The organism is Ferrovibrio sp. (assembly GCF_035304305.1).
Taxonomy (GTDB): Bacteria; Pseudomonadota; Alphaproteobacteria; order Ferrovibrionales; family Ferrovibrionaceae; genus Ferrovibrio.
The window spans coordinates 21,462-42,194 of the sequence record NZ_DATGQG010000044.1; the positions used below are offsets into that span (position 1 = coordinate 21,462).

General features: G+C 66.1%; 19 protein-coding genes and 1 tRNA gene. 8 read left to right on the plus strand and 12 right to left on the minus strand.

Translation table 11 applies throughout. The features are described from left to right. Positions 1-61: 61 nt before the first annotated feature. The 3 genes from VKZ87_RS05425 (at position 62) to VKZ87_RS05435 (ending at position 2,774) form a co-directional block, all read left to right on the plus strand. Positions 62-1,534, plus strand: coding sequence for a PAS domain S-box protein (locus VKZ87_RS05425; RefSeq protein WP_324220236.1), 1,473 nt, complete (start codon positions 62-64; stop codon positions 1,532-1,534). Then, entirely contained in the window at positions 1,527-2,135 is a 609-nt protein-coding gene (gene fixJ / locus VKZ87_RS05430; RefSeq protein WP_324220237.1) for a response regulator FixJ, read from the plus strand. The genes VKZ87_RS05425 and fixJ overlap by 8 nt, the downstream gene beginning before the upstream one ends. A gap of 78 nt (positions 2,136-2,213) precedes the next feature. After that, on the plus strand, positions 2,214-2,774 hold the full coding sequence (locus tag VKZ87_RS05435; RefSeq protein WP_324220238.1) for a DUF4142 domain-containing protein: 561 nt from the start codon (positions 2,214-2,216) through the stop codon (positions 2,772-2,774). Between the two features lie 53 nt (positions 2,775-2,827). Here the strand turns inward: VKZ87_RS05435 and VKZ87_RS05440 are convergent. The 7 genes from VKZ87_RS05440 to VKZ87_RS05470 form a co-directional block, all read right to left on the minus strand. Continuing rightward, positions 2,828-2,903 (minus strand) — tRNA-Lys (locus tag VKZ87_RS05440). A gap of 104 nt (positions 2,904-3,007) precedes the next feature. Continuing rightward, positions 3,008-4,150, minus strand: a complete 1,143-nt coding sequence (gene rodA, locus VKZ87_RS05445) for a rod shape-determining protein RodA (RefSeq protein WP_324220239.1) — start codon at positions 4,148-4,150, stop codon at positions 3,008-3,010. 6 nt (positions 4,151-4,156) lie between these two features. Then, positions 4,157-6,079: a penicillin-binding protein 2 gene (gene mrdA, locus VKZ87_RS05450; protein ID WP_324220240.1), complete on the minus strand. Its 1,923-nt coding sequence runs from the start codon at positions 6,077-6,079 to the stop codon at positions 4,157-4,159. A 15-nt stretch (positions 6,080-6,094) separates the two neighbouring features. Next, positions 6,095-6,616, minus strand: coding sequence for a rod shape-determining protein MreD (gene mreD, locus VKZ87_RS05455; RefSeq protein WP_324220241.1), 522 nt, complete (start codon positions 6,614-6,616; stop codon positions 6,095-6,097). Between the two features lie 10 nt (positions 6,617-6,626). Then, on the minus strand, positions 6,627-7,511 hold the full coding sequence (gene mreC / locus VKZ87_RS05460) for a rod shape-determining protein MreC (RefSeq protein WP_324220242.1): 885 nt from the start codon (positions 7,509-7,511) through the stop codon (positions 6,627-6,629). Positions 7,512-7,554: 43 nt separating this feature from the next. Next, positions 7,555-8,598: a rod shape-determining protein gene (locus VKZ87_RS05465; RefSeq protein ID WP_324220243.1), complete on the minus strand. Its 1,044-nt coding sequence runs from the start codon at positions 8,596-8,598 to the stop codon at positions 7,555-7,557. A gap of 133 nt (positions 8,599-8,731) precedes the next feature. Then, a complete protein-coding gene (locus tag VKZ87_RS05470) occupies positions 8,732-10,321 on the minus strand; it encodes a 2-isopropylmalate synthase (protein WP_324220244.1) in 1,590 nt (529 codons plus the stop codon). A 338-nt stretch (positions 10,322-10,659) separates the two neighbouring features. On the opposite strand from VKZ87_RS05470, the gene VKZ87_RS05475 reads away from it, so the two are divergent. Genes VKZ87_RS05475 through VKZ87_RS05490 form a run of 4 tightly spaced genes read left to right on the plus strand, consistent with a single transcriptional unit; the run spans position 10,660 to position 14,016 of the window. Beyond that, positions 10,660-12,147 carry an AlkA N-terminal domain-containing protein gene (locus VKZ87_RS05475; RefSeq protein WP_324220245.1) on the plus strand — a complete coding sequence of 496 codons (1,488 nt, stop codon included), beginning with the start codon at positions 10,660-10,662 and terminating at the stop codon, positions 12,145-12,147. Then, a complete protein-coding gene (locus VKZ87_RS05480; protein WP_324220246.1) occupies positions 12,128-12,676 on the plus strand; it encodes a putative glycolipid-binding domain-containing protein in 549 nt (182 codons plus the stop codon). Before VKZ87_RS05475 ends, VKZ87_RS05480 begins: the two co-directional genes overlap by 20 nt. 15 nt (positions 12,677-12,691) lie before the next feature. Next, positions 12,692-13,219 carry a methylated-DNA--[protein]-cysteine S-methyltransferase gene (locus VKZ87_RS05485; protein WP_324220247.1) on the plus strand — a complete coding sequence of 176 codons (528 nt, stop codon included), beginning with the start codon at positions 12,692-12,694 and terminating at the stop codon, positions 13,217-13,219. Positions 13,220-13,275: 56 nt separating this feature from the next. Further along, on the plus strand, positions 13,276-14,016 hold the full coding sequence (locus VKZ87_RS05490; protein ID WP_324220248.1) for an SDR family oxidoreductase: 741 nt from the start codon (positions 13,276-13,278) through the stop codon (positions 14,014-14,016). A gap of 1 nt (position 14,017) precedes the next feature. Here VKZ87_RS05490 and VKZ87_RS05495 read toward each other — a convergent pair whose 3' ends face one another. From VKZ87_RS05495 to miaA, 5 genes are all read right to left on the minus strand, one after another. Then, entirely contained in the window at positions 14,018-15,199 is a 1,182-nt protein-coding gene (locus VKZ87_RS05495; RefSeq protein WP_324220249.1) for a lipid-transfer protein, read from the minus strand. Between the two features lie 108 nt (positions 15,200-15,307). Beyond that, complete coding sequence (ilvC, locus tag VKZ87_RS05500) at positions 15,308-16,330, minus strand: ketol-acid reductoisomerase (RefSeq protein ID WP_324220250.1); 1,023 nt, start codon at positions 16,328-16,330, stop codon at positions 15,308-15,310. Positions 16,331-16,395: 65 nt separating this feature from the next. After that, entirely contained in the window at positions 16,396-16,911 is a 516-nt protein-coding gene (gene ilvN / locus VKZ87_RS05505) for an acetolactate synthase small subunit (RefSeq protein ID WP_324220251.1), read from the minus strand. A gap of 32 nt (positions 16,912-16,943) precedes the next feature. Then, positions 16,944-18,728: an acetolactate synthase 3 large subunit gene (locus VKZ87_RS05510; RefSeq protein WP_324220252.1), complete on the minus strand. Its 1,785-nt coding sequence runs from the start codon at positions 18,726-18,728 to the stop codon at positions 16,944-16,946. A 65-nt stretch (positions 18,729-18,793) separates the two neighbouring features. Continuing rightward, positions 18,794-19,771: a tRNA (adenosine(37)-N6)-dimethylallyltransferase MiaA gene (miaA, locus tag VKZ87_RS05515; RefSeq protein WP_324220253.1), complete on the minus strand. Its 978-nt coding sequence runs from the start codon at positions 19,769-19,771 to the stop codon at positions 18,794-18,796. Positions 19,772-19,824: 53 nt separating this feature from the next. Here miaA and serB point away from each other — a divergent pair, with 53 nt between their 5' ends. Further along, the gene (gene serB / locus VKZ87_RS05520; RefSeq protein ID WP_324220254.1) at positions 19,825-20,727 is read left to right on the plus strand and encodes a phosphoserine phosphatase SerB; all 903 of its coding nucleotides are present in this window, start codon (positions 19,825-19,827) and stop codon (positions 20,725-20,727) included. The last annotated feature ends 6 nt before the right edge of the window (positions 20,728-20,733 follow it).

Sequence of the window (20,733 nt, forward strand, 5' to 3'; positions counted from 1 at the left end):
ACGCCGCACCGCTAAAATCCCGGAATTCTCCCTAAGTAGAATCCCGGAGGTGCTGGCGGTAATGCGAAGGTTGACGCGGCCGAATATCTGGATTGGCTGCGCGATCGGCATCCTTGGCGTGGGCGTCGGAACCGCCCTGCAGCTATTGGTTGAGCCCGTACTTGGCGACCGCGCGGCCTTCCTGTTCTTCATCCCGGCCGTCGCCGCCGCGGCCGCGGTGGCGGGCCTCGTTCCGGGCGCTCTTATCGGCCTGCTCGCCCTGATCGTGGGCATGGTGCTGGTGACGCGGCGCGCACCGGCGGATCTGCCCGACATCGCCAATGCCGCCCTGTATGTCTTCGTGGCGGGAATCATCGTGGCCGGCGGGGAGTGGCTGCAGCGCGCACGCCGCTGGGCCGTGCGGGTCAACCGCGATCTCGAACAGGGTCAGGCGCATCTCCAGCTGGTACTGGACACCATGCCGGACGCCATGATCGAGATCGATGAGCGCGGACTGATCCGCTCATTCAATCCGGCCGCCGAGCGGCTGTTCGGCTGGACCAAAAGCGAGGTCGAAGGCCGCAATGTCAATATGCTGATGCCGTCGCCCCACCGTGAAGCCCATGACGGCTATCTCGAGCGCTATTACCGGACCGGTGAGCGCCGGGTGATCGGGCAGGGGCGGCTGGTGGTGGGTCTCCGCCGCGACGGCTCGACCTTTCCGCTCGAACTGGCTGTCGGCGAGATCACCACCCGTAACGGCCGCTTCTTCACCGGGTTCGTGCGCGATCTGTCGGAGCGGCAGAAGGCCGAGACGCGGTTGCAGGAGCTGCAGTCGGAGCTGATCCATATCTCGCGGGTGACCGCAATGGGTGAAATGGCGTCTGCGCTTGCGCATGAGCTGAACCAGCCGCTTTCAGCCATCGCCAATTATCTGCGCGGATCCGGCCGGCTGCTGATGCAGGACACCGTGCCACGCGAACGGCTGTCCGAGGCCCTCGAGAAGGCCACCGAACAGGCGCTGCGGGCCGGCCAGATCATCCGACGACTGCGCGACTTCCTGGCGCGCGGCGAGGCGGAGCCGCGCGTCGAAAGCCTGCAGAAGCTGGTCGAGGAGGCGGGCGCGCTCGCCCTGCTCGGAGCGCAGGATCACGGCGTTAACGTGCGTTACCGCTTCGCGCCGGGAGCCGACCTCGTCCTGGCCGACCGCGTCCAGATCCAGCAGGTGCTGGTGAATCTGATCCGGAACGCCGTCGACGCCATGATGGACTCGCCACGCCGCGATCTGGAAATTTCCACCACGATGACGCAACCCGGCTGGGTCGAAGTCGCCATCTCCGATACCGGCCCCGGCATCAGCCGCGACATCGCCGATCAGCTGTTCCAGCCGTTCGTCACCACCAAGCCGCAGGGCATGGGTGTGGGCCTGTCCATCTCGCGCACGATCGTCGAAGCCCATGGCGGACGTATTGCCGCGGAGGAAACGCCGGGCGGCGGTACGACCTTCCGCTTCACCCTGAAAGCTGCAGGTACCGAGGAGGCAGCACATGACTGACGCCGTGATCCATGTCATCGACGACGATGCGGCGATGCGCGACTCGCTCGTCTTCCTACTGGAAAGCGCCGGCCATTCCGCCCGCAGCTATGACTCCGCCGGCGCTTTCCTTGATGCGCTGTCCGACCTTCCGCCGGGCTGCATCGTCACCGACATCCGGATGCCGGATATGAGCGGGCTCGATCTGGTGCGCCGGCTTAAAGAGCTCGGCATCCGCCAGCCGGTGATCGTGATCACCGGCCACGGCGACGTGCCGCTGGCCGTGGAGGCGATGAAGGCCGGCGTGATCGATTTCCTCGAGAAGCCGTTCGACGACAGCGTCATGCTGGAAGCGATCCGGACCGCCCTGCAGGCCGGGGAGACGCAGCAGCGCGAGGAAGGCAGGCAGGCCGAAATCCGGGAGCGCATCGCCACCCTGTCGGCGCGGGAGCGCGAGGTGCTGGACCGCCTCGTGCTCGGCCGGCCCAACAAGGTGATTGCCGGCGAACTGGGCATCAGCGCACGGACCGTGGAAATCTACCGCGCCAATGTGATGACCAAGATGCGGGCCGGCAGCCTCTCCGAGCTGGTGCGGATGGCACTGCTGGCCGAGGGCGGCTGAGCCGGCGCCGGCCGCTGCGACGGAACCCTCGCGGGGAAGTCGTGTTTTCTCCATCCGTCCCGCAAATGGAGAGACGTCATGAAAACCGCCCTCGCCCTTGTCGCCGCCACGGTCGCCCTCGCCGCCTGCTCGAACATGCAGTCCTCGCAATCCGGTTCCGGCATGGATAGCGGCGCCGGCACGGCACCCAGCGCCCGCTCCTCCGCCGTGGACACGCAGGTCTATCTGAACCAGGCCACCGCCGCGGACATATTCGAGATCGAATCCAGCCGGCTGGCGCTCGAGCGGTCACGTGATCCGGCGGTGCGGGCGCTGGCGACCCGGATGCTCGACGAGCATACCCGCTCCTCGGCCAAGATGGAGGCTGCCAGCAAAGCGCTGGGCATGAAGTCGCAGGTCAGTGCGGTCGGCGGCGTGGCCGCGCAGCGGCTCGCGCAGCTGCGGAACACCAGCGGCGCCGAGTTCGACCGGATGTATCTCTCGATGCAGGCCGAGGCACACGAGCAGGCCTACAATGTGCATTCCGGCTACGCCGCCCACGGCGAAACACCGCAGCTGCGAAGCCTGGCGTCGGAGATGGCAACGCTGGTCCAGCAGCATCGCAGCCACGTGCACCAGGCCTCGGCAACCGCCCGCTGAGCGGTCCGGCATCACTCCGGCAATGGGAAAATGCTGGGGAAACGAGGGGAAAATGGTGGGCGCACTAGGGCTCGAACCTAGGACCCGCTGATTAAGAGTCAGCTGCTCTACCAACTGAGCTATGCGCCCATTTTCCGGCCGGCACCGGGGTGCCGGAAGCCGCGCGAAAATACCCGGATTCGCGCAAATTGCAAGGGCTTGACGAAGGGAAAATCGCCAGCCCCGACAGAGACTTACAATCCGCTCATATGGCGCGGAATTTCAACGTCGCGGTGTACGTAGACATTCACCAGCAGGCCCATCCCGACCAGCAGGGTCATCATCGACGTGCCGCCATAGGAGACCAGGGGCAGCGGCACCCCGACCACCGGCACCATGCCGGACACCATGGCGATGTTGATGAAGACATAGAGGAACAGCATCACCGTGATGCCGCCAGCCAGAAGCCGGCCGAACTGGCTGCGCGACCGCAGCGCGATGGCATAGCCATAGCCGATCAGCACGATATAGAGGGCCAGCAGCACCAGGGCGCCAATCAGGCCATGCTCTTCAGCCAGCATGGTGAAAATGAAATCGGTCTGCTTCTCCGGCAGGAAGCTGAGATGCGCCTGGCTGCCCTGCATGAAGCCCTTGCCGGCAAAGCCGCCCGAGCCCAGCGCGATCTTGGACTGGAGGATATGGTACCCCGCACCGAGCGGGTCCTCCTCCGGGTTGAGGAAGGTGAGCACCCGCTTGCGCTGGTACTCGTGCAGGAGGCCCCAGGCGATGGGCAGCGTCGCCAGCCCGGCGGCGAGCGCCACCAGGAATTTCCAGATCCGCACGCCGGCGAGGAAGAAGACCCCACCCGCGCTCATCAGCAGCAGCATGGCCGTGCCGAGATCGGGCTGCTTCATCACCAGCCCGACGGGGATGACCACCATGGCGAGCGGCACGAACAGCCAGCGGATCTTGCCGACCTCGTCGAAGGAAAAACCGTGGAAATAGCGCGCCAGGGTGAGCAGCAAGGCGATCTTCATCACCTCCGACGGCTGCACATGGATTACGCCGAGGTCGAGCCAGCGCTGCGCGCCCATGCCGACGCGGCCGACCAGTTCGACCGCAACGAGTAGAATGACGCCGATGGCATAAATCAGATAGGACAGCCGCATCCACAGGCGGACATCGGTCACGGCGATCACCACCATGACGCAGAGGCCGACGGCAAAGCGCGCCATCTGGCGGTCGGCCCAGGGATGGAGATTGCCGCCGCCGGCGGAATAGAGCGTCGCAAAGCCGATGCTGGCGATCGCCGTCAGCAGCAGGACCAGGCCCCAGTTGACGTCACGCAGCTTGCGGCCGAGCGACAGATCGTTGCGGCTGTACCAGTGTGCGCGCATGGCCGCTCAGCCTCCGTTCTCGGGATCGCGGCGCTGTCTGGCCGCAGTGGTCACGCCCGGCACCTCGCGGGGTTTGCGCGAGGGGTCGCGCTTCTGCACTTCCAGCATGATGTCGCGGGCGATCGGCGCCGCGGCCGTGGAACCGCCGCCGCCATGCTCGACGATCACCGCGCAGGCATAACGCGGCGCGTGGACCGGGGCATAGGCCACGAACAGCGCGTGATCGCGCTCTTCCCAGGGCTTCTCCTCGTTCTTGCGCACGCGGGTATCGCGCTCGGCCTTGGAGATGCGGCGTACCTGGCTCGAGCCGGTCTTTCCCGCCATGGCGTATTCCGCCAGCGTGATACGCGCCCGCTGGGCCGTGCCGCGCGGCGGCGTGGTGACGCGGATCATGCCTTCGAGCGCCAGATCGAGATGGTCGCGCCGGATGTCGAGCTTGGGCCAGCGCTGCGACGCCGGCCGGGGATCGGGCTCCGGCCCCAGAGCGCCATCGGGGCGCACCAGCCGGGGGGTCACCGCATAGCCATGATTGGCCAGTCGGCTGACCATGACGCAGAGCTGCAGCGGCGTGGCCAGCACGTAGCCCTGGCCGATGCCGGTGACGAGATTCTCGCCCGGATGCCACGGCTGTCCCAGCGCTCCCCGCTTCCATTCGCGTGTGGGAATCAGGCCGCGGCGCTCGCCGGTCTGGTCGATCTCGGTCGGCGCCCCGAGGCCCAGCCGCCGGGCCATCTCGGCGATCTTGTCCACGCCGGTGCGCTTGGCTGCTTCGTAGAAATAGACGTCGCAGCTTTCCTCGATGGCCGAAACCAGGTTCATCGAACCGTGGCCGCCCTTCTTCCAGCAGTGGAAGCGGTTGTTGCCGAATTCCATGTGGCCGGGGCAGAAGACGCGGGTATCCGGGCTCATCGTGCCGGCTTCCAGCGCCGCCATGCCTACCAACATCTTGAAGGTGGAGCCCGGCGGATAGGTACCCTGCACCGCCTTGTTGATCAGCGGCTTGAACTTGTCGGTATTGAGCTGCCGCCACTGCGCGCTGGTGATGCCGACATTGAACCAGTTCGGATCGAAGCCGGGGTTGGATACCAGCGCCAGCACGTCGCCGGTATGGATGTCCATTACCACGGCCGCGCCGCTTTCGTCGCCGAACCGCTCCATGGCGACGCGCTGCAGCTCGGAATCGATGGTCAGGACGACATCGTCGCCGGGCTGCCCCTCATGCCGCGCCAGTTCCCGGATCGCCCGGCCGAAGGCATTCACCTCGATCTGGCTGTGTCCGGCACGGCCGCGCAGCTTCTCGTCGTAGATTCTTTCGATGCCGCTCTTGCCGATGCGGAACCCCGGCAGTTCGAGCAGCGGATCGTCGCCGAGTTCGGCTTCCGACACCGCGCCGACATAGCCGATGACATGGCTGAAGGTCTCGCCGAAGGGGTAGTCGCGCGTCTCGCCGACATCGAGCTGCACGCCCGGCAGATCGAGGCTGTGCAGGTTGACCTTGGCGAAATCCTCCCAGGAAAGGTTTTCGGCCACCATCACGGGCACGAACTTGCGGCGCCGCTCGATCTCCCGTTTCACGCGCTGGCGCTGGACGTCGTCGACATTGATCAGCTTGGAGAGCGCCTCCAGCGTGGCATCGACATTGGGCGTCTGCTCGGCCACGATCAGGACGCGGTAGTTGCGGCGGTTGCTGGCGAGCTCGACGCCGTTGCGGTCGAGGATGCGGCCGCGACGCGGCGGGAGCAGCCGCATGTTGATGCGGTTCTCCTCCGCAAGCAGCTGGTATTTGTCGGACTCGATCACCTGCAGGTAATACAGCCGGCCGGCAAGGGTGCCGAACAGCGCCAGCTGCACCGAGCCGAGCAGCAGGGCGCGCCGGGTGAAGATCCGCTGCAGATCGTTGTCGCGTCGGTTCATGGTGAGGCCGGCCATGACGGGGCGTCCGGCTCAGAACGGCTCTTCGGGGCGCGGCAGGCGACGCTCCAGGCGGCTGAACATCCAGTAGACTGCGGGATAGATCGCCAGTGACAGCAGGAACTGCGCCAGCACGGGTGCGGTCGGCAGCAGGCTCCAGTGCAGCAGCGAAACGACCAGCCAACTGATCGGCAGCACGGCGCCGGCAACCAGCGCGAAGGCGGTCCAGTTCACCAGGAAGGACGACCCCAGAAAGACGCGCCGCTGCGACACGCCGAGCTGATGGATCAGCAGCAGCGTAGCGGCATTCAGGCCCGGCGGGCCGCCGCCGAGCAGATCGAGCAGCAACCCGATCAGGAAGGCATCCAGCATCGACATCAGGTCGGCCCGGAAGATGCTCCAGTAGAACACGGCCATGACCGCCAGCAGCGGTGCGATGCCGTTCAGATGAGGCAGGCCGAGCGGCGTGATCGAGACCAGCACCAGCGCGATGCTGCTGAACAGGGGCAGCAGGGCGCTGAGGCGGCGATTGGTCTGGCGGAACAGCGCGGCCATGGCGCGCCTCCTAGTAGTGCCGCGGCATCGCTGCCAGCGGCCCTGTCTCTTCGGCGTCCAGACGAGGTTCTTCGAACTGCATAATGCGCAGGAAATCGAGCCGGCCGAGATCGACGAAGGGCCGCACGCGGATCGTGTTGTCGTCGCTGGCCACGATCTCACCGACCGGGATGCCGGCCGGGAACTGCCCGCCATCGCCCGAAGTGACGACATGCTCGCCGAGCGCCGGCTTGGCGTGGCCGGGCAGGTATTCCAGCTTCGGTAGTGGCGAATTGTCGCCGGTCAGCACGGCCCGGTGGCCGCCTTCGCGCAGCATCACGGGCAGGCGCGAGTTGAGGTCGGTGACCAGCAGGATGCGGGCTGCGCGCTGGCCGACCTCGGCGACACGGCCGGCATAGCCGCCCTCGCCGATCGCCGCCTGGCCCTTCTTCACGCCGTCATGGGCGCCGATATTGATCAGCACAGACCGCACGAAGCTGCCGCCGCCATCGGAGATGACGCGACCGGTCACGTAATTGTGGCTGATATCCGGGCCGGCGGCGAGCAGCCGGCGCAGCGCCGCGTTGTCCTGCTCCAGCCGGCGGGCCACCTCCTGCCACTGGAGCAGGCGCGCATTCTCGGTGCGCAGGCGGAAGTTTTCCTCATGGACATAGAGGATGTCGTCGACCCAGCCGACCACGGCGTTGACGGCGGATACCGGCTGCGCGATGGCGCTCAGTACCGGTTCGGCCAGATCGGCGAGAAAGGCGCGGCTGCGTTCAACCAGCGGACGGTCGATGCGGCCGACGAGGATCAGGGCAATTGCGGTAGCCAGCAGCAGCAGGAAGGCAAATCGCTGCACCAGCGCCCGAAAGGGTGCCGCGATCCAGATGCCTCGTCCCGACCGTTTCGCCATGGCTGTCCGTCAGAACCCCTCCCGTCGCCCCGCTGCAACTCTGTCAGTAGGGCGGGTTGTACAATACGTGCTTCAGCGTCTTCATCTCTTCCAGCGCGCGTCCGGTTCCAAGCGCAACGCAGGAAAGCGGCTCGTCGGCGATGGAAACCGGCAGGCCGGTCGCATGCCGCAGCACGAGATCGATATTGCCCAGCAGCGCACCGCCGCCGGTGAGCACGATGCCCTTGTCGACGATGTCGGCCGCCAGTTCCGGCGCGGTATGCTCCAGCGCGACCTTCACGGCTTCGATGATGGCGCCGACCGGCTCTGCCAGGCTCTCGGCGATCTGGCGCTGGTTGATCACCAGTTCCTTCGGCACGCCGTTCATCAGGTCGCGGCCCTTGATCTCCATCGAGAGGCCGTTGCCATCCTCGGGGGGCGCCGCCGAGCCGATCTGCTTCTTGATCCGCTCGGCCGAGGCCTCGCCGACCAGCAGGTTATGGTTGCGACGGATATACGCGATGATCGCCTCGTCCAGCTTGTCGCCGCCGACGCGCACGCTGCGCGAATAGACGATGCCGCCGAGCGAGAGCACCGCCACCTCGGTGGTGCCGCCGCCGATATCGACGACCATCGAGCCGGTCGGCTCGGTGACCGGGAGGCCGGCGCCGATCGCGGCAGCCATCGGCTCCTCAATCAGGAACACGCGGCGGGCGCCGGCGGACTCGGCCGACTCCATGATCGCGCGGCGCTCGACCGCGGTGGAGCCCGAGGGCACGCAGATGATCACCTGCGGCGAGGCGAAGCTGCGGCGGTTGTGAACCTTGCGGATGAAATGCTTGATCATTTCCTCCGCCACCTCGAAATCGGCGATGACGCCGTCGCGGAGGGGGCGGATGGCTTCGATGTTGCCGGGGGTGCGGCCGAGCATCTGCTTGGCTTCGTCACCGACGGCAAGAACCTGCTTCTTGCCCCGGCTGGTCGTGATCGCCACCACGGAGGGCTCGTTGAGGACGATGCCGCGGCCTTTGACGTATACTAGGGTATTGGCCGTGCCGAGGTCGATGGCCATATCGGCCGACATGAAACCCATCAAACGCGAGAACATCGAGTAAGACCCCTCAGCAACCGGAATAGTGCGCCGTTATCGCCTTTGAATCCGGCGCGGCGCAAGCCCCGGCTTCCTTTATTTTCAGACACCTCTCGCGCATGCAATTCCCCCTGCCCCCGATTGCCCCCGACTATGCGCTGAGCGCGGCCGGAGCGGTCTTTTCCCGCTTCACCAGCAGCTTGTTCAGCGCGTGGATATAGGCCCGCGCCGACGCCACCAGCGTGTCGGCGTCCGATGCCTGTCCGTTGACCGTCTTGCCGTCCTCCGCGAGCCGCACCGTGACCTCCGCCTGGGCGTCGGTGCCCTGGGTCACCGCATGGACCTGGTAGAGCTGCAGGTCGGCATCATGGGGGAAAAGCGCCTTGATGGCGTTGAAGGTGGCGTCCACCGGCCCGTTGCCGGTCGCCTTCACCGCCTTCAGTGCGCCGTCGATCTCCAGTTCCAGCTCCGCGCTCTGCGGCTCCCGCGAGCCGGCGATCACCTGCAGGCTGACGAAGCGGATCCGGTGGCTGTCATGGGCGACGGCATCGTCGACCAGGGCGATGAGGTCTTCGTCGAAGACCTCCTTCTTGCGGTCGGCGAGGTCCTTGAAGCGGCCGAAGGCGTCGTTGAGCTGGTTTTCCGCCAGATTGAAGCCGAGTTCCTCCAGCTTCTTGCGGAAGGCATGGCGGCCGGAATGCTTGCCCATCACCAGGGTCGAGCGGTTCAGGCCGACGGATTCCGGCGTCATGATCTCGTAGGTGCCGGCATGCTTGAGCATGCCGTCCTGGTGGATGCCGCTTTCATGGGCAAAGGCGTTGGCGCCGACGATGGCCTTGTTCGGCTGCACTACGAAACCGGTCACGGCCGAAACCAGCCGCGAGGCCTTCATGATGTCGGTCGTCTTGATGCCGGTCTCGTACGGCATGGCGTCGCCGCGCGTGCGCAGCGCCATCACGATCTCTTCCAGCGCCGCATTGCCGGCGCGCTCGCCGAGGCCGTTGATGGTGCATTCCACCTGCCGCGCGCCGCCGATCACGGCCGCCAGCGAGTTCGCAACCGCAAGGCCGAGGTCGTTGTGGCAATGCGCGGAAAATCTGGCTTTATCGCTGTTCGGGACGTTCTCGATCAGGTAGCGCATCAGCGCCGTGTATTCTTCCGGGATCGTGTAGCCGACCGTATCCGGCACGTTGATCGTGGTAGCGCCAGCCTTGATCGCGCTCTCGATCAGGCGGCAGAGGAACTCCCGGTCCGACCGCGTGCCGTCCTCGCAGCTCCACTCCACGTCGTCGCAGAGATTACGCGCATAGGTGACGCTGTCGATCACCGCCTGATGCACGGCCTCGGGTTCCATCTGCAGCTTGTACTTCATGTGCAGCGGCGAGGTGGAGATGAAGGTGTGGATGCGCGCCCGCTTCGCCGGCTTCAGCGCTTCCCAGGCGCGGTCGATATCCTTCCGGCCGGCGCGGCTGAGGCCGCAGACGGTCGAATTCTTCACCCGCTTGGCGATCTCGTTGACGGCTTCGAAATCGCCGTTGGACGCGATCGGAAATCCGGCCTCGATGACGTCGACGCCCATGCCTTCCAGCACGGCGGCGATCTTCAGCTTTTCTTCCAGATTCATCGACGCGCCGGGCGACTGCTCGCCGTCGCGCAGCGTGGTGTCGAAGATGATGACGCGCTCGCGCTTCGAGCCCGATTCGGCCGTCGTCCGAGTGCCGGTTACCGCTGCGTTAGTCATGGCAATCCCTTTCCACGGGCTGGGCGGCGCCAAACGGCGGCCGCGCCCGATTTCGCCGTGCTTTCCGTGTCTTAGCCATAGTGTACACGCTTTGCCGGGGTCCAATCAAAGGAGGAAAGGCTGGATTAACCAAGACTTTGCGGCGCTACTCTCCGATAGCATGCTTAAAAGAGGGTGAATACCAACCAAAACGGGTTCCTGTTTCGGATTTCCGCGGAAAACCGGGAGGGCCGACCCTGGGGCCTCATGCCGATCCAAGAGTCCGAAATCCGCCAGTCCGGGCCCTTGGAGTCCGAGAACCGCCGGACATTTGGCGGCAGGCGCATGATACTGCCGGCATGGATATGGACCACGACGCCTGCTACCGCGCCATCTGCACCCGGGACGCCCGCTTCGACGGGCGGCTGTTCACCGGGGTGAAGACCACCGGCATCTACTGCCGGCCGGTCTGCCCCGCCCGGGTGCCGAAACGCGAAAATGTCGTTTTCTTTCCCTCGGCCGCCGCCGCCCAGGAAGCCGGCTTCCGGCCCTGCCTGCGCTGTCGCCCGGAAACCTCGCCCGACCTCGCCGCCTGGCACGGCACCTCCAATACGGTTTCGCGCGCGCTGGCGCTGATCGAGCAGGGCGCGCTGGATCGCGGCGATGTCGAGGAGCTGGCCGACCGGCTCGGCATCGGCGAGCGGCAACTGCGCCGGCTGTTCCGGCGGCATCTCGGCGCCTCGCCCATCGCCGTCGCGCAGACGCGCCGGGTGCTGCTGGCCAAGCAGCTGATCCACCAGACCCGGCTGTCGATGACCGAGATCGCCATGGCCTCGGGCTTCGGCAGCGTGCGGCGCTTCAACGAAACCTTCCAGCAGCTGTTCCGCCGCCCACCCGCCAGCCTGCGCCGCGGCGGCGGCGACCGGGCCCGCGATGCCGGGGCGGTGCGGATCCTGCTGCCCTACCGGCCGCCCTACGATTTCCAGGCCATGCTGGCCTTCCTCTCCGCGCGGGCCATTCCGGGCGTCGAGGCGGTGGAAGGCGGCCGGTATCGCCGCAGCATCGAGATAGATGGCCAGTGCGGCAGCATCAGCGTCGAGGCGGGAACCGGAAACGCGCTCGCGGCCACGATCCGCCTGCCGACCCTGACGGCGCTGCCCGCCATCATCGCGCGGATCCGGCGCGTCTTCGACCTCGCCGCCGATCCGCTGGCGATCAATGCGCATCTCGCGGAAGACCCGCAGCTGGCACCCCTGGTGGCAGCGCGGCCCGGCCTGCGCGTGCCGGGGGCCTGGGACGGCTTCGAGCTGGCCGTGCGGGCCATACTTGGCCAGCAGATCTCCGTCGGTGCTGCGACGATGCTGGCCGGCCGGATCGTGCAGGCCTTCGGCGATCCCCTGCCCGGAGCGGACGGCGTGCTGACCCATCTGTTCCCGCGCCCGGCCCGGCTGAGCGGCGCCGATATCACGGCAAGAGTCGGGATGCCGCGTGCCCGCGCCAGTGCCATCTCCAGCATGGCGGCGGCGGTGGAACGCGACCCGCAGATCTTCGGTCCCCGCCGCAGCCTGGAAGACGCCGTGGCCTCGCTGCGCGCCCTGTCCGGGATCGGCGAATGGACGGCGCAGTACATCGCCATGCGGCTGCTGCGGGAACCCGATGCCTTTCCGGCCAGCGATATCGGCCTGATGCGCGCCATGGCCGATGCCGAGGGACGACGGCCGACGGCCGTCGAACTTCTGCAGCGTGCCGAAGCCTGGCGTCCCTGGCGCGCCTATGCGGCGATCCATCTCTGGGCCGCCGACGCCGCGCAGATGAAGGATCGCACTGATGCACGCAAGGCAGCCTGACCGGATCGTCCGGTGGGAAAGCCGGGACGGTGACAGCCGCGAGCTCCTGCTGCTCCGGCAGGACGAGGATGGCGTCGTTGCGGAATCCATGATCGTCGGCCGAGACTATGCCGCCCGCTATCGCGTCACCTGCGACCGGCGCTGGCATCTGCGGCTGCTGGAGGTCGAAGTGCTCGGCCGGGCGCCATTCCGGCTGCAAAGCGACGGTGAAGGCGGCTGGTGCGGACATGACGGGACGCTTATCGATCACCTCAATGGTGCCATCGACATCGACCTGCCGGCCACGCCGTTCACCAACACGCTGCCGATCAGGCGGCTGAAGCTGCAGCCGGGCCAGTCGGCCGACATCGTCACTGCCTATGTCAGCTTTCCCGATCTGACCGTGCAGCCCGATCCGCAGCGCTATACCTGCCTCGATTGGCACCGCTACCGCTACGAGTCGCGCGACAGCGACTTCGTCGCGGAGGTGACCATCGACGACGATGGTCTCGTGGTCGACTATCCTGGCCTGTTCAGGCGCATCCCGTAACCCCGGAGAAGCCCCATGACGACGCAGATCCTGTTCTATGACGAAATCGAAACGCCGATCGGCAAGGGCCTGCTGATCACCGATGTGGATGGCCATCTTCGCGCCTTCGACTGGGAGGGCTACGAGGCGCGCTTCCTGCGCCTGCTGCGGCTGCATTACGGCGCAGCAACGCCGGTCGCGCCGAAGCCGGCGCCGGTGGCGATCCGGCACGCGCTCGAGGCCTACTTCGCCGGCGATTTGAGCCTGCTTGGCAGCATTCCCTGCGCCACCGCCGGCACGACGTTCCAGCGCGCAGTCTGGGCGGCGCTCCGCGAGATTCCGATCGGCCAGACCATGAGCTACGCCGCGCTGGCGGCAAAGCTGGGCTGCCCGAAGGCGGTGCGCGCCGTCGGTCTGGCAAACGGCGCCAATCCCATTGGCGTCGTGGTGCCCTGCCATCGCGTAGTCGGCAGCAACGGCTCGCTGACCGGCTATGCCGGCGGACTGGAGCGCAAGCGCTGGCTGCTCGCCCATGAAGGCGCGGCCCTGGCTGCCGCGGCGTAAACTCGCCAGCCGCGCCGGGCGACGCTAACCTCCCTGTCACAGACAGGGAGGACAGCATGGCGGCCTGGCAGCGGACACTGGATTTCAGCGGCAAGAGCGTTTTGGTCACCGGCGGATCGGACGGGATCGGCCATGGCGTGGCGCGCGCCTTCCAGGCGCTCGGCGCCACCGTTGCTGTGACCGGCACGCGCGAAGCTTCGGCTTACGTGCAGGATTTCAGCGGCATGGATTTCCACCGGCTGGACGTTTCCGATCCGGCTTCGGTCAGGGCGGTGACGGAAAAATTCGATGCCCTCGACGTGCTGGTGAACTGCGTCGGCATGGTTCTCTACAAGGGCCAAGAATTCGAGCGCGAGCATTTCGCCCGCGTGGTCAATGTCAATCTCACCGGCGTGATGGACCTCTGCACCAGCCTGCAGCCGGCACTGGCGAAACGGCAGGGCTGCATCGTCAATCTGGATTCCGTTGTCACCGAGCAGGCGGCCCGCAACAACCCCGCCTATTCGGCCAGCAAGATCGGCCTGAAGCACCTGAACAAGGTGCTGGCGATGAAATGGGGCAAGCAGGGCATTCGCGTGAACGGTGTCGGGCCCGGCTTCGTGCCGACCAAGATGACGGCCAACCAGAGCAGCCCGGAAGCCATCGCCGCCTTCAACGCCAAGCTGCCGCTGGGCCGCACCGGCACGCCGGACGACATCGCCGGCGCGGTGCTGTTCCTCGTCTCGCCACTGGCGGCTTACGTTACCGGCCAGTCGCTGCTGGTCGACGGGGGATTGACGCTGCTGGGCGCGCTGTAGATCAGGCGCGCTGGTACAGCGTCACGACGCAGGCGCCGCCCAGGCCGAGATTGTGCTGCAGCGCGAGACGCGCGTCCTCGACCTGCCGCGCTTCGGCCGTGCCGCGCAGCTGGTGCGTCAGCTCGTAACATTGCGCGAGGCCCGTGGCGCCGAGCGGGTGCCCCTTCGAGAGCAGCCCGCCGGACGGATTGGTGACAACCTTCCCGCCATAGGTGTTGTCGCCATCCTCGACGAAGCGTTCGGCGCCACCTTCGCCGCAGAGGCCCAGCGCCTCGTAGGTGATGAGCTCGTTATGGGCGAAGCAGTCATGCAGTTCGACCACGTCGAGATCCTCGGGTCCGATGCCGGCCTGTTCGTAGACCTTGTCGGCGGCCGCGCGGCTCATGTCGGCGCCGACCACCTGCATCATGTCGCGCGCCTCGAAAGTCGAGGGATAATCCGTCGTCATCGCCTGAGCGGCGATCCTGATGTCGCTGCGCAGGCCGTGTTTGGCGGCGAATTTCTCCGACACCAGCAGGGCCGCCGCCGCGCCGCAGGTCGGCGGGCAGGCCATCAGGCGCGTCATCACGCCGGGCCAGATCACCTGGGCGTTCATCACGTCATCCGCGCTGACCTCCTGCCGGAACAGCGCCAGCGGATTGTTCCTGGCATGCCGGCTCGCCTTGGCGCGGATGCGCGCGAAGGTCTCCAGCTTCGTGCCGTATTTCTCCATATGGCTCAGGCCCGCACCGCCGAAGTAGCGCAGCGCCAGCGGGATGTCGGGCTGGCCGACGATGTCGTCGCAGACCCGGTCGAATTCCACAAAGGGGCTGGGCCGGTCATCATAGACGGAGCCCAGCGCGCCGGGCTTCATCTGCTCGAAGCCGAGCGCCAGCACACAGTCGGCGGCGCCGCTCTCCACCGCCTGCCGGGCCAGAAACAGGGCCGTCGAGCCGGTCGAGCAGTTGTTGTTGACGTTGATCACCGGAATGCCGGTCATGCCGACGCGGTAGAGCGCCTTCTGGCCGCAGGTGCTGTCGCCGTAGACATAGCCGGCATAGGCCTGCTGAACGGCGTCGTAGCCGATCCCGGCATCCTTCAGCGCCAGCCCCGTCGCCTCCGCGCCCATCTCGTCATAGGGCGCCGAAGCGCCCGGCTTCGCGAACGGGATCATGCCGACGCCGGCAACAATGACCTTGGCCATGACGTTTTCTCCTTCTGCTGCGCGGAGTGTACGGCAGATGCGGCCCGGCACAAACGAAAACGGCCGCCGGATTTCTCCGGCGGCCGCTGACGCAACGTCCCTTTGGACTTAGTTGCTGCGGGCCTTGTCGACCAGCTTGTTCTTGGCGATCCAGGGCATCATCGCGCGCAGCTTGGCGCCGACTTCCTCGATCGGGTGCTGGGCCAGACGGGCCCGGGTGGCCTTGAACGACGTCTGGTTGACCTTGTTCTCAAGCATCCAGTTGCGGGTGAAGCGGCCCGACTGGATGTCGTCCAGCACGCGCTTCATCTCGGCCTTGGTCTCGGCAGTGATGATGCGCGGGCCGGTGACGTATTCGCCGTACTCGGCGGTGTTGGAAATAGAGTAGTTCATGTTGGCGATGCCGCCCTCGTAGATGAGGTCGACGATCAGCTTCACTTCATGCAGGCACTCGAAGTAGGCCATCTCAGGCGCATAGCCGGCTTCGACCAGCGTCTCGTAGCCCGCCTTGATCAGCTCGACCAGACCGCCGCAGAGCACCACCTGCTCGCCGAAAAGGTCGGTCTCGCATTCCTCGCGGAAGGTGGTCTCGATGATGCCGGCGCGGCCGCCGCCGATGGCGGAAGCGTAGGACAGCGCAATCTCCAGCGCATTGCCCGAGGCATTCTGGTGCACCGCAACCAGCGAGGGGACGCCGCCGCCCTTGAGGTATTCCGAACGCACGGTATGGCCGGGGCCCTTCGGCGCGATCATGAACACGTCGAGGTCCTTGCGCGGCTCGATCAGGTTGAAATGGATGTTCAGGCCGTGGGCGAAGGCGAGCGCCGCGCCTTCCTTCATGTTGTCACGCAGGTCGTTGTTCCACAGGTCCGACTGGCCCTCGTCGGGCGTCAGCACCATGACGACATCGCCCCACTTGGCGGCCTCGGCAGGCGTCATCACCTTGAAGCCGGCCTCCTCGGCCTTCTTCACGCCGGCCGACCCCTTGCGCAGCGCGACGGCAACTTCCTTCACGCCGCTGTCCTTCAGGTTCATCGCATGGGCATGGCCCTGGCTGCCATAGCCGACGATGACGACCTTCTTGCCCTTGATCAGGTTCAGGTCCGCATCGCGGTCGTAGTAAACGCGCATCTTTTATCTCCTCGGAAGCGTCGTTGTGATTATGGATCAGAATGACGGAACGTACATCGTCCGGATTACATCGCCCTGGGCCCGCGGCTGATCGCCACCACGCCGGTGCGCGACACGTCCACGAGGCCGAGCGGCTTCATCAGTTCGATGAAGGCGGTGATCTTCTCCGGCGTGCCGGTCAGCTCGAAAACGAAGGATTCGATCGTGGAATCCACCGCCCGTGCCCGGAAAATATCGGCGATCCGCAGGGATTCCACGCGCTTCTCGCCGGTACCGGCCACCTTGATCAGCGCCAGTTCGCGGGCGATATGCGGACCTTCCACGGTCAGATCGTGTACGGAATGCACCGGCACGAGCCGGCCGAGCTGGGCCTTGATCTGCTCGATCACGTTGGCGGGACCGGAGGTGACCACGGTGATGCGCGACAGATGCGCGGCATCGGACACCTCGGCCACGGTCAGGCTTTCGATATTGTAGCCGCGGCCCGAGAACAGGCCGACCACGCGGGCGAGAATGCCCGGTTCGTTGTCGACCAGCACGGACAGGATGTGGGATTCGATCGGCTGCTGCGGGGCAGGCATTTTCTCTGGACTTTCTTTTACAGGTTCGGGCGTCAGACCAGCGCCATACCCTCTTCGGAAACGCTCGGCTCGGCGGCGTCGCCGCCGAGCGTTTCGGGCAGGATCATCTCGTTATGGGCCGCGCCCGACGGGACCATCGGGAAACAGTTCTCCGCCTTGTCGACCGCGATATCGGCGACGACCGGCCCGTCATGGTCGATCATCTCCCTGATCACGGCATCCAGATCGGCCGGATCGGTGCAGCGCAGGCCCTTGCAGTGGAACGCTTCCGCCAGCTTGACGAAATCGGGCAGCGATTCCGAATAGCTCTGGCTGTAGCGACCGCCATGCAGCAGTTCCTGCCACTGGCGCACCATGCCCATATACTCGTTATTCAGGATGAAGACCTTCACCGGCAGGCGGAACTGCGCCGCGGTGCCAAGCTCCTGGATGTTCATCAGGATCGAGGCCTCGCCGGCAATATCGACCACCAGCTTGCCGGGATGGCCCAGCTGCACGCCAATGGCGGCCGGCAGGCCATAACCCATGGTGCCGAGGCCGCCCGAGGTCATCCAGCGGTTCGGCTTGTCGAACTTGTAGAACTGCGCCGCCCACATCTGGTGCTGGCCGACTTCCGTCGTGATGAAGGTGTCGCGGTCCTTGGTCAGTTCGTAAAGGCGCTGGATCGCCTGCTGCGGTTTGATGATCCTGGGATCGGTCTTGTATTTCAGACAGTCGCGGGCGCGCCACTGGTCAATCTGCTGCCACCACCTGTCGAGCGCCTTCTGCTTCGGCTTGTGGCCGCCCTGCTTCCAGGCCGCGATCATCTGCTCGAGCACCGTGGCGGCGTCGCCGACGATATTGATGTCGCAATGCACCGTCTTGTTGTGCGAGGACGGATCGATATCGACATGGATTTTCTTCGAGCCCGGCGAGAAGGCGTTCAGGCGGCCGGTGATGCGGTCGTCGAAACGCGCGCCGATATTGATCATCACGTCGCAGTCATGCATCGCATGGTTGGCTTCCCAGGTGCCATGCATGCCCAGCATGCCGAGAAACTGCTTGTCCGTGCCGGGATAGCCGCCGAGACCCATCAGCGTGTTGGTGATCGGGAAGCCGGTCAGCTTGACGAATTCGCGCAGCAGTTCGGCGGCGCGCGGGCCGGCATTGATGATGCCGCCGCCGGTATAGAAGACCGGGCGCTCGGCCGCGGCCATCAGCGCAATGGCTTCCTTGATCTTCGCTTCATCGCCCTCCACGCGGGGGCGATAGGTCTTGTGCTTGACGTTGGTCGGACCGGTATAGGGTCCCTGGGCAACCTGGATATCCTTCGGCAGGTCGATCACCACCGGACCGGGACGGCCGTTGGTGGCGACATAGAAGGCCTCGTGCACGATGCGGGCGAGGTCGTCGACATTCTTGACCAGGTAATTGTGCTTGGTGCAGGGCCGGGTGATGCCGGTGGTGTCGCATTCCTGGAAGGCATCGGTGCCGACCAGATGGGTGGCAACCTGGCCGGTCAGGCAGACCACCGGAATCGAGTCGAGCAGCGCGTCGGTCAGGCCGGTGACCGCATTGGTCGCGCCGGGACCCGACGTGACCAGCACGACGCCCGGCTTGCCGGTGGAGCGGGCATAGCCTTCGGCGGCATGCACCGCGCCCTGCTCGTGGCGGACCAGCACATGACGGATGGCATTCTGCTTGAACAGCGCGTCGTAAATGGGAAGTACGGCGCCGCCCGGATAACCGAAAATGACCTCAACGCCCTGATCCACCAGAGCCTTGATCACCAGTTCGGCGCCGGACATCTGCTCCGGCGCGGGCTGCTTCCCGGACATAACGCACTCTCCTGAATGACGTCGCCCGGCAGACGAAGGGCCGCCGGGCGAAAAAACGCGCCAACCTAATCGCCGGTTTGGCGGGCGGTCAATAGGTATTCCACAATCTTCGGAAAGATTTCTGCCTCTAGGTTGAAATTTTCTTGCTGCCAAACGGCATTTTCCACAAGCAGTTCCGGTTCGAACTGGTTCCGGAACCAGGTGGTCTGGCGCTTGGCGTAGTGCCGGGTATTGCGCTGGCCGAGCCGGATCGCCTCGTCGAGGCTGATCTCGCCCTTCAGATGTCGCATAAGTTCAGGAAGTCCATGGGCTTTTCGCATCGGCGCCTCCTCGGGCAGTTCGCCCCGCGCCATCACCGCCTGCACCTCGTCCAGCGCCCCCTCGGCGATCATCGTCATGAACCGCCGGTCGATCCGCTGGTACAGCGCCGCCCGGTCCGGGCGCAGCAGCAGGCGGAAGACCGGATTGGGCAGCGGCGCGTCCCGCGGCGCCTCGCGATACCAGGCCTCCAATCCCCGGCCTGTCCCGACCACCACTTCATAGGCGCGGACCAGCCGCTGGCGGTCGCCCGGCTTCAGCCGCGCCGCCGTCTCCGGGTCGAGCCGCGATAATTCCGCATGCAGGCCGGGAGCCCCGAGGGCGGCAAGTTTCGCCCGCGCCTCGTCGCGCGCGGCCTCCGGTATCGGCGGCAACTCAACCAGTCCTTCCAGCAGGGCGCGCAGGTAAAGCCCGGTCCCGCCAAGCAGAATGGGGACGCGGCCGGATGCGGCGGCCTCCGCGATCGCCTCGCGGGCCAGTCGGCACCAGAAGGCCGCCGTGCCCTTCTCGCTGCCGTCCACCACACCGTAGAGGCGATGCGGCACCAGCGTCATTTCGTCATCGCTCGGCCGGGCGGTGAGGATCCGCAGGTCGCGGTAGATCTGCATGCTGTCGGCATTGATGATGGTGCCGCCGACATGCTGCGCGATCGCCAGCCCCAGAGCGGATTTGCCGCTGGCGGTCGGCCCCGCCACGACGATCAGGGGAACGGTTTCACTGTGCATGGTGTCTGATACCGGCGGTTGCGCGCCCCTTTCTACAGGCCTAGAACAAATGCATGCAACATATCCTGACCCTGATCACCGATCCCCATAACGCGATGCTGACCGCCCGGCAGACCAATGCCGTGCGCGATGCGCTGGCGCTGTCGCGCGGCCGGGTGGGCCCGGTGGACTGGCTCGATCAGGGCATCGCCTGCGACATTCCCTTCGATGACGTGGCGCCGGCGGAAGCCGTGAAGGCGGCGAAAACCGCCCTGCGCAACACGCCGATCGACGTGCTGGTGCTGAACCCCGAGAACCGGCGCAAGAAAGCGCTGATAGCCGACATGGAATCCACCATCATCCGCAACGAGATGCTGGACGAGATCGCCTTCGAGGCCGATATCGGCGACCAGGTGGCCGATATCACGCGGCGGGCCATGAACGGCGAAATCGACTTCCGCGGCGCCCTGCGCGAGCGCGTTGCGCTGCTGAAGGGCCAGCCGGCCGCGCTGCTGGAAAAGGCGGCTGAAAAGATCAGGCTGATGAACGGCGCGCAGGTTCTGCTGCGCACCCTCAAGGAACACGGCGTCTACTGCGCGCTGGTGTCCGGCGGCTTCGACTACTACACCGGCCCGGTGGCGGCGCAGCTCGGTTTCGACGAGCACCAGGCCAACCACCTGATCATCGCCGACGGCCAGATCTCGGGCGAGGTGCGCGAGCCGATCCTGGGCCGCGAGGCCAAATTGGAAGCGCTGCGCCGCGTGGCGCAGCAGCGCGGCATCGACGTGAAGGACTGCATCGCGGTGGGCGACGGGGCCAACGATCTCGACATGCTCGGCGAGGCCGGCCTCGGCATCGCCTTCCATGCCAAGCCGAAGGTGCAGGAAGCCGCCCGCTACAACATCCGCCACGGCGACCTGACTGCCCTGCTCTATGCGCAGGGCTACCGCCGCGAGGAAATTTCCGGGCGCGGGTAGCTCTGC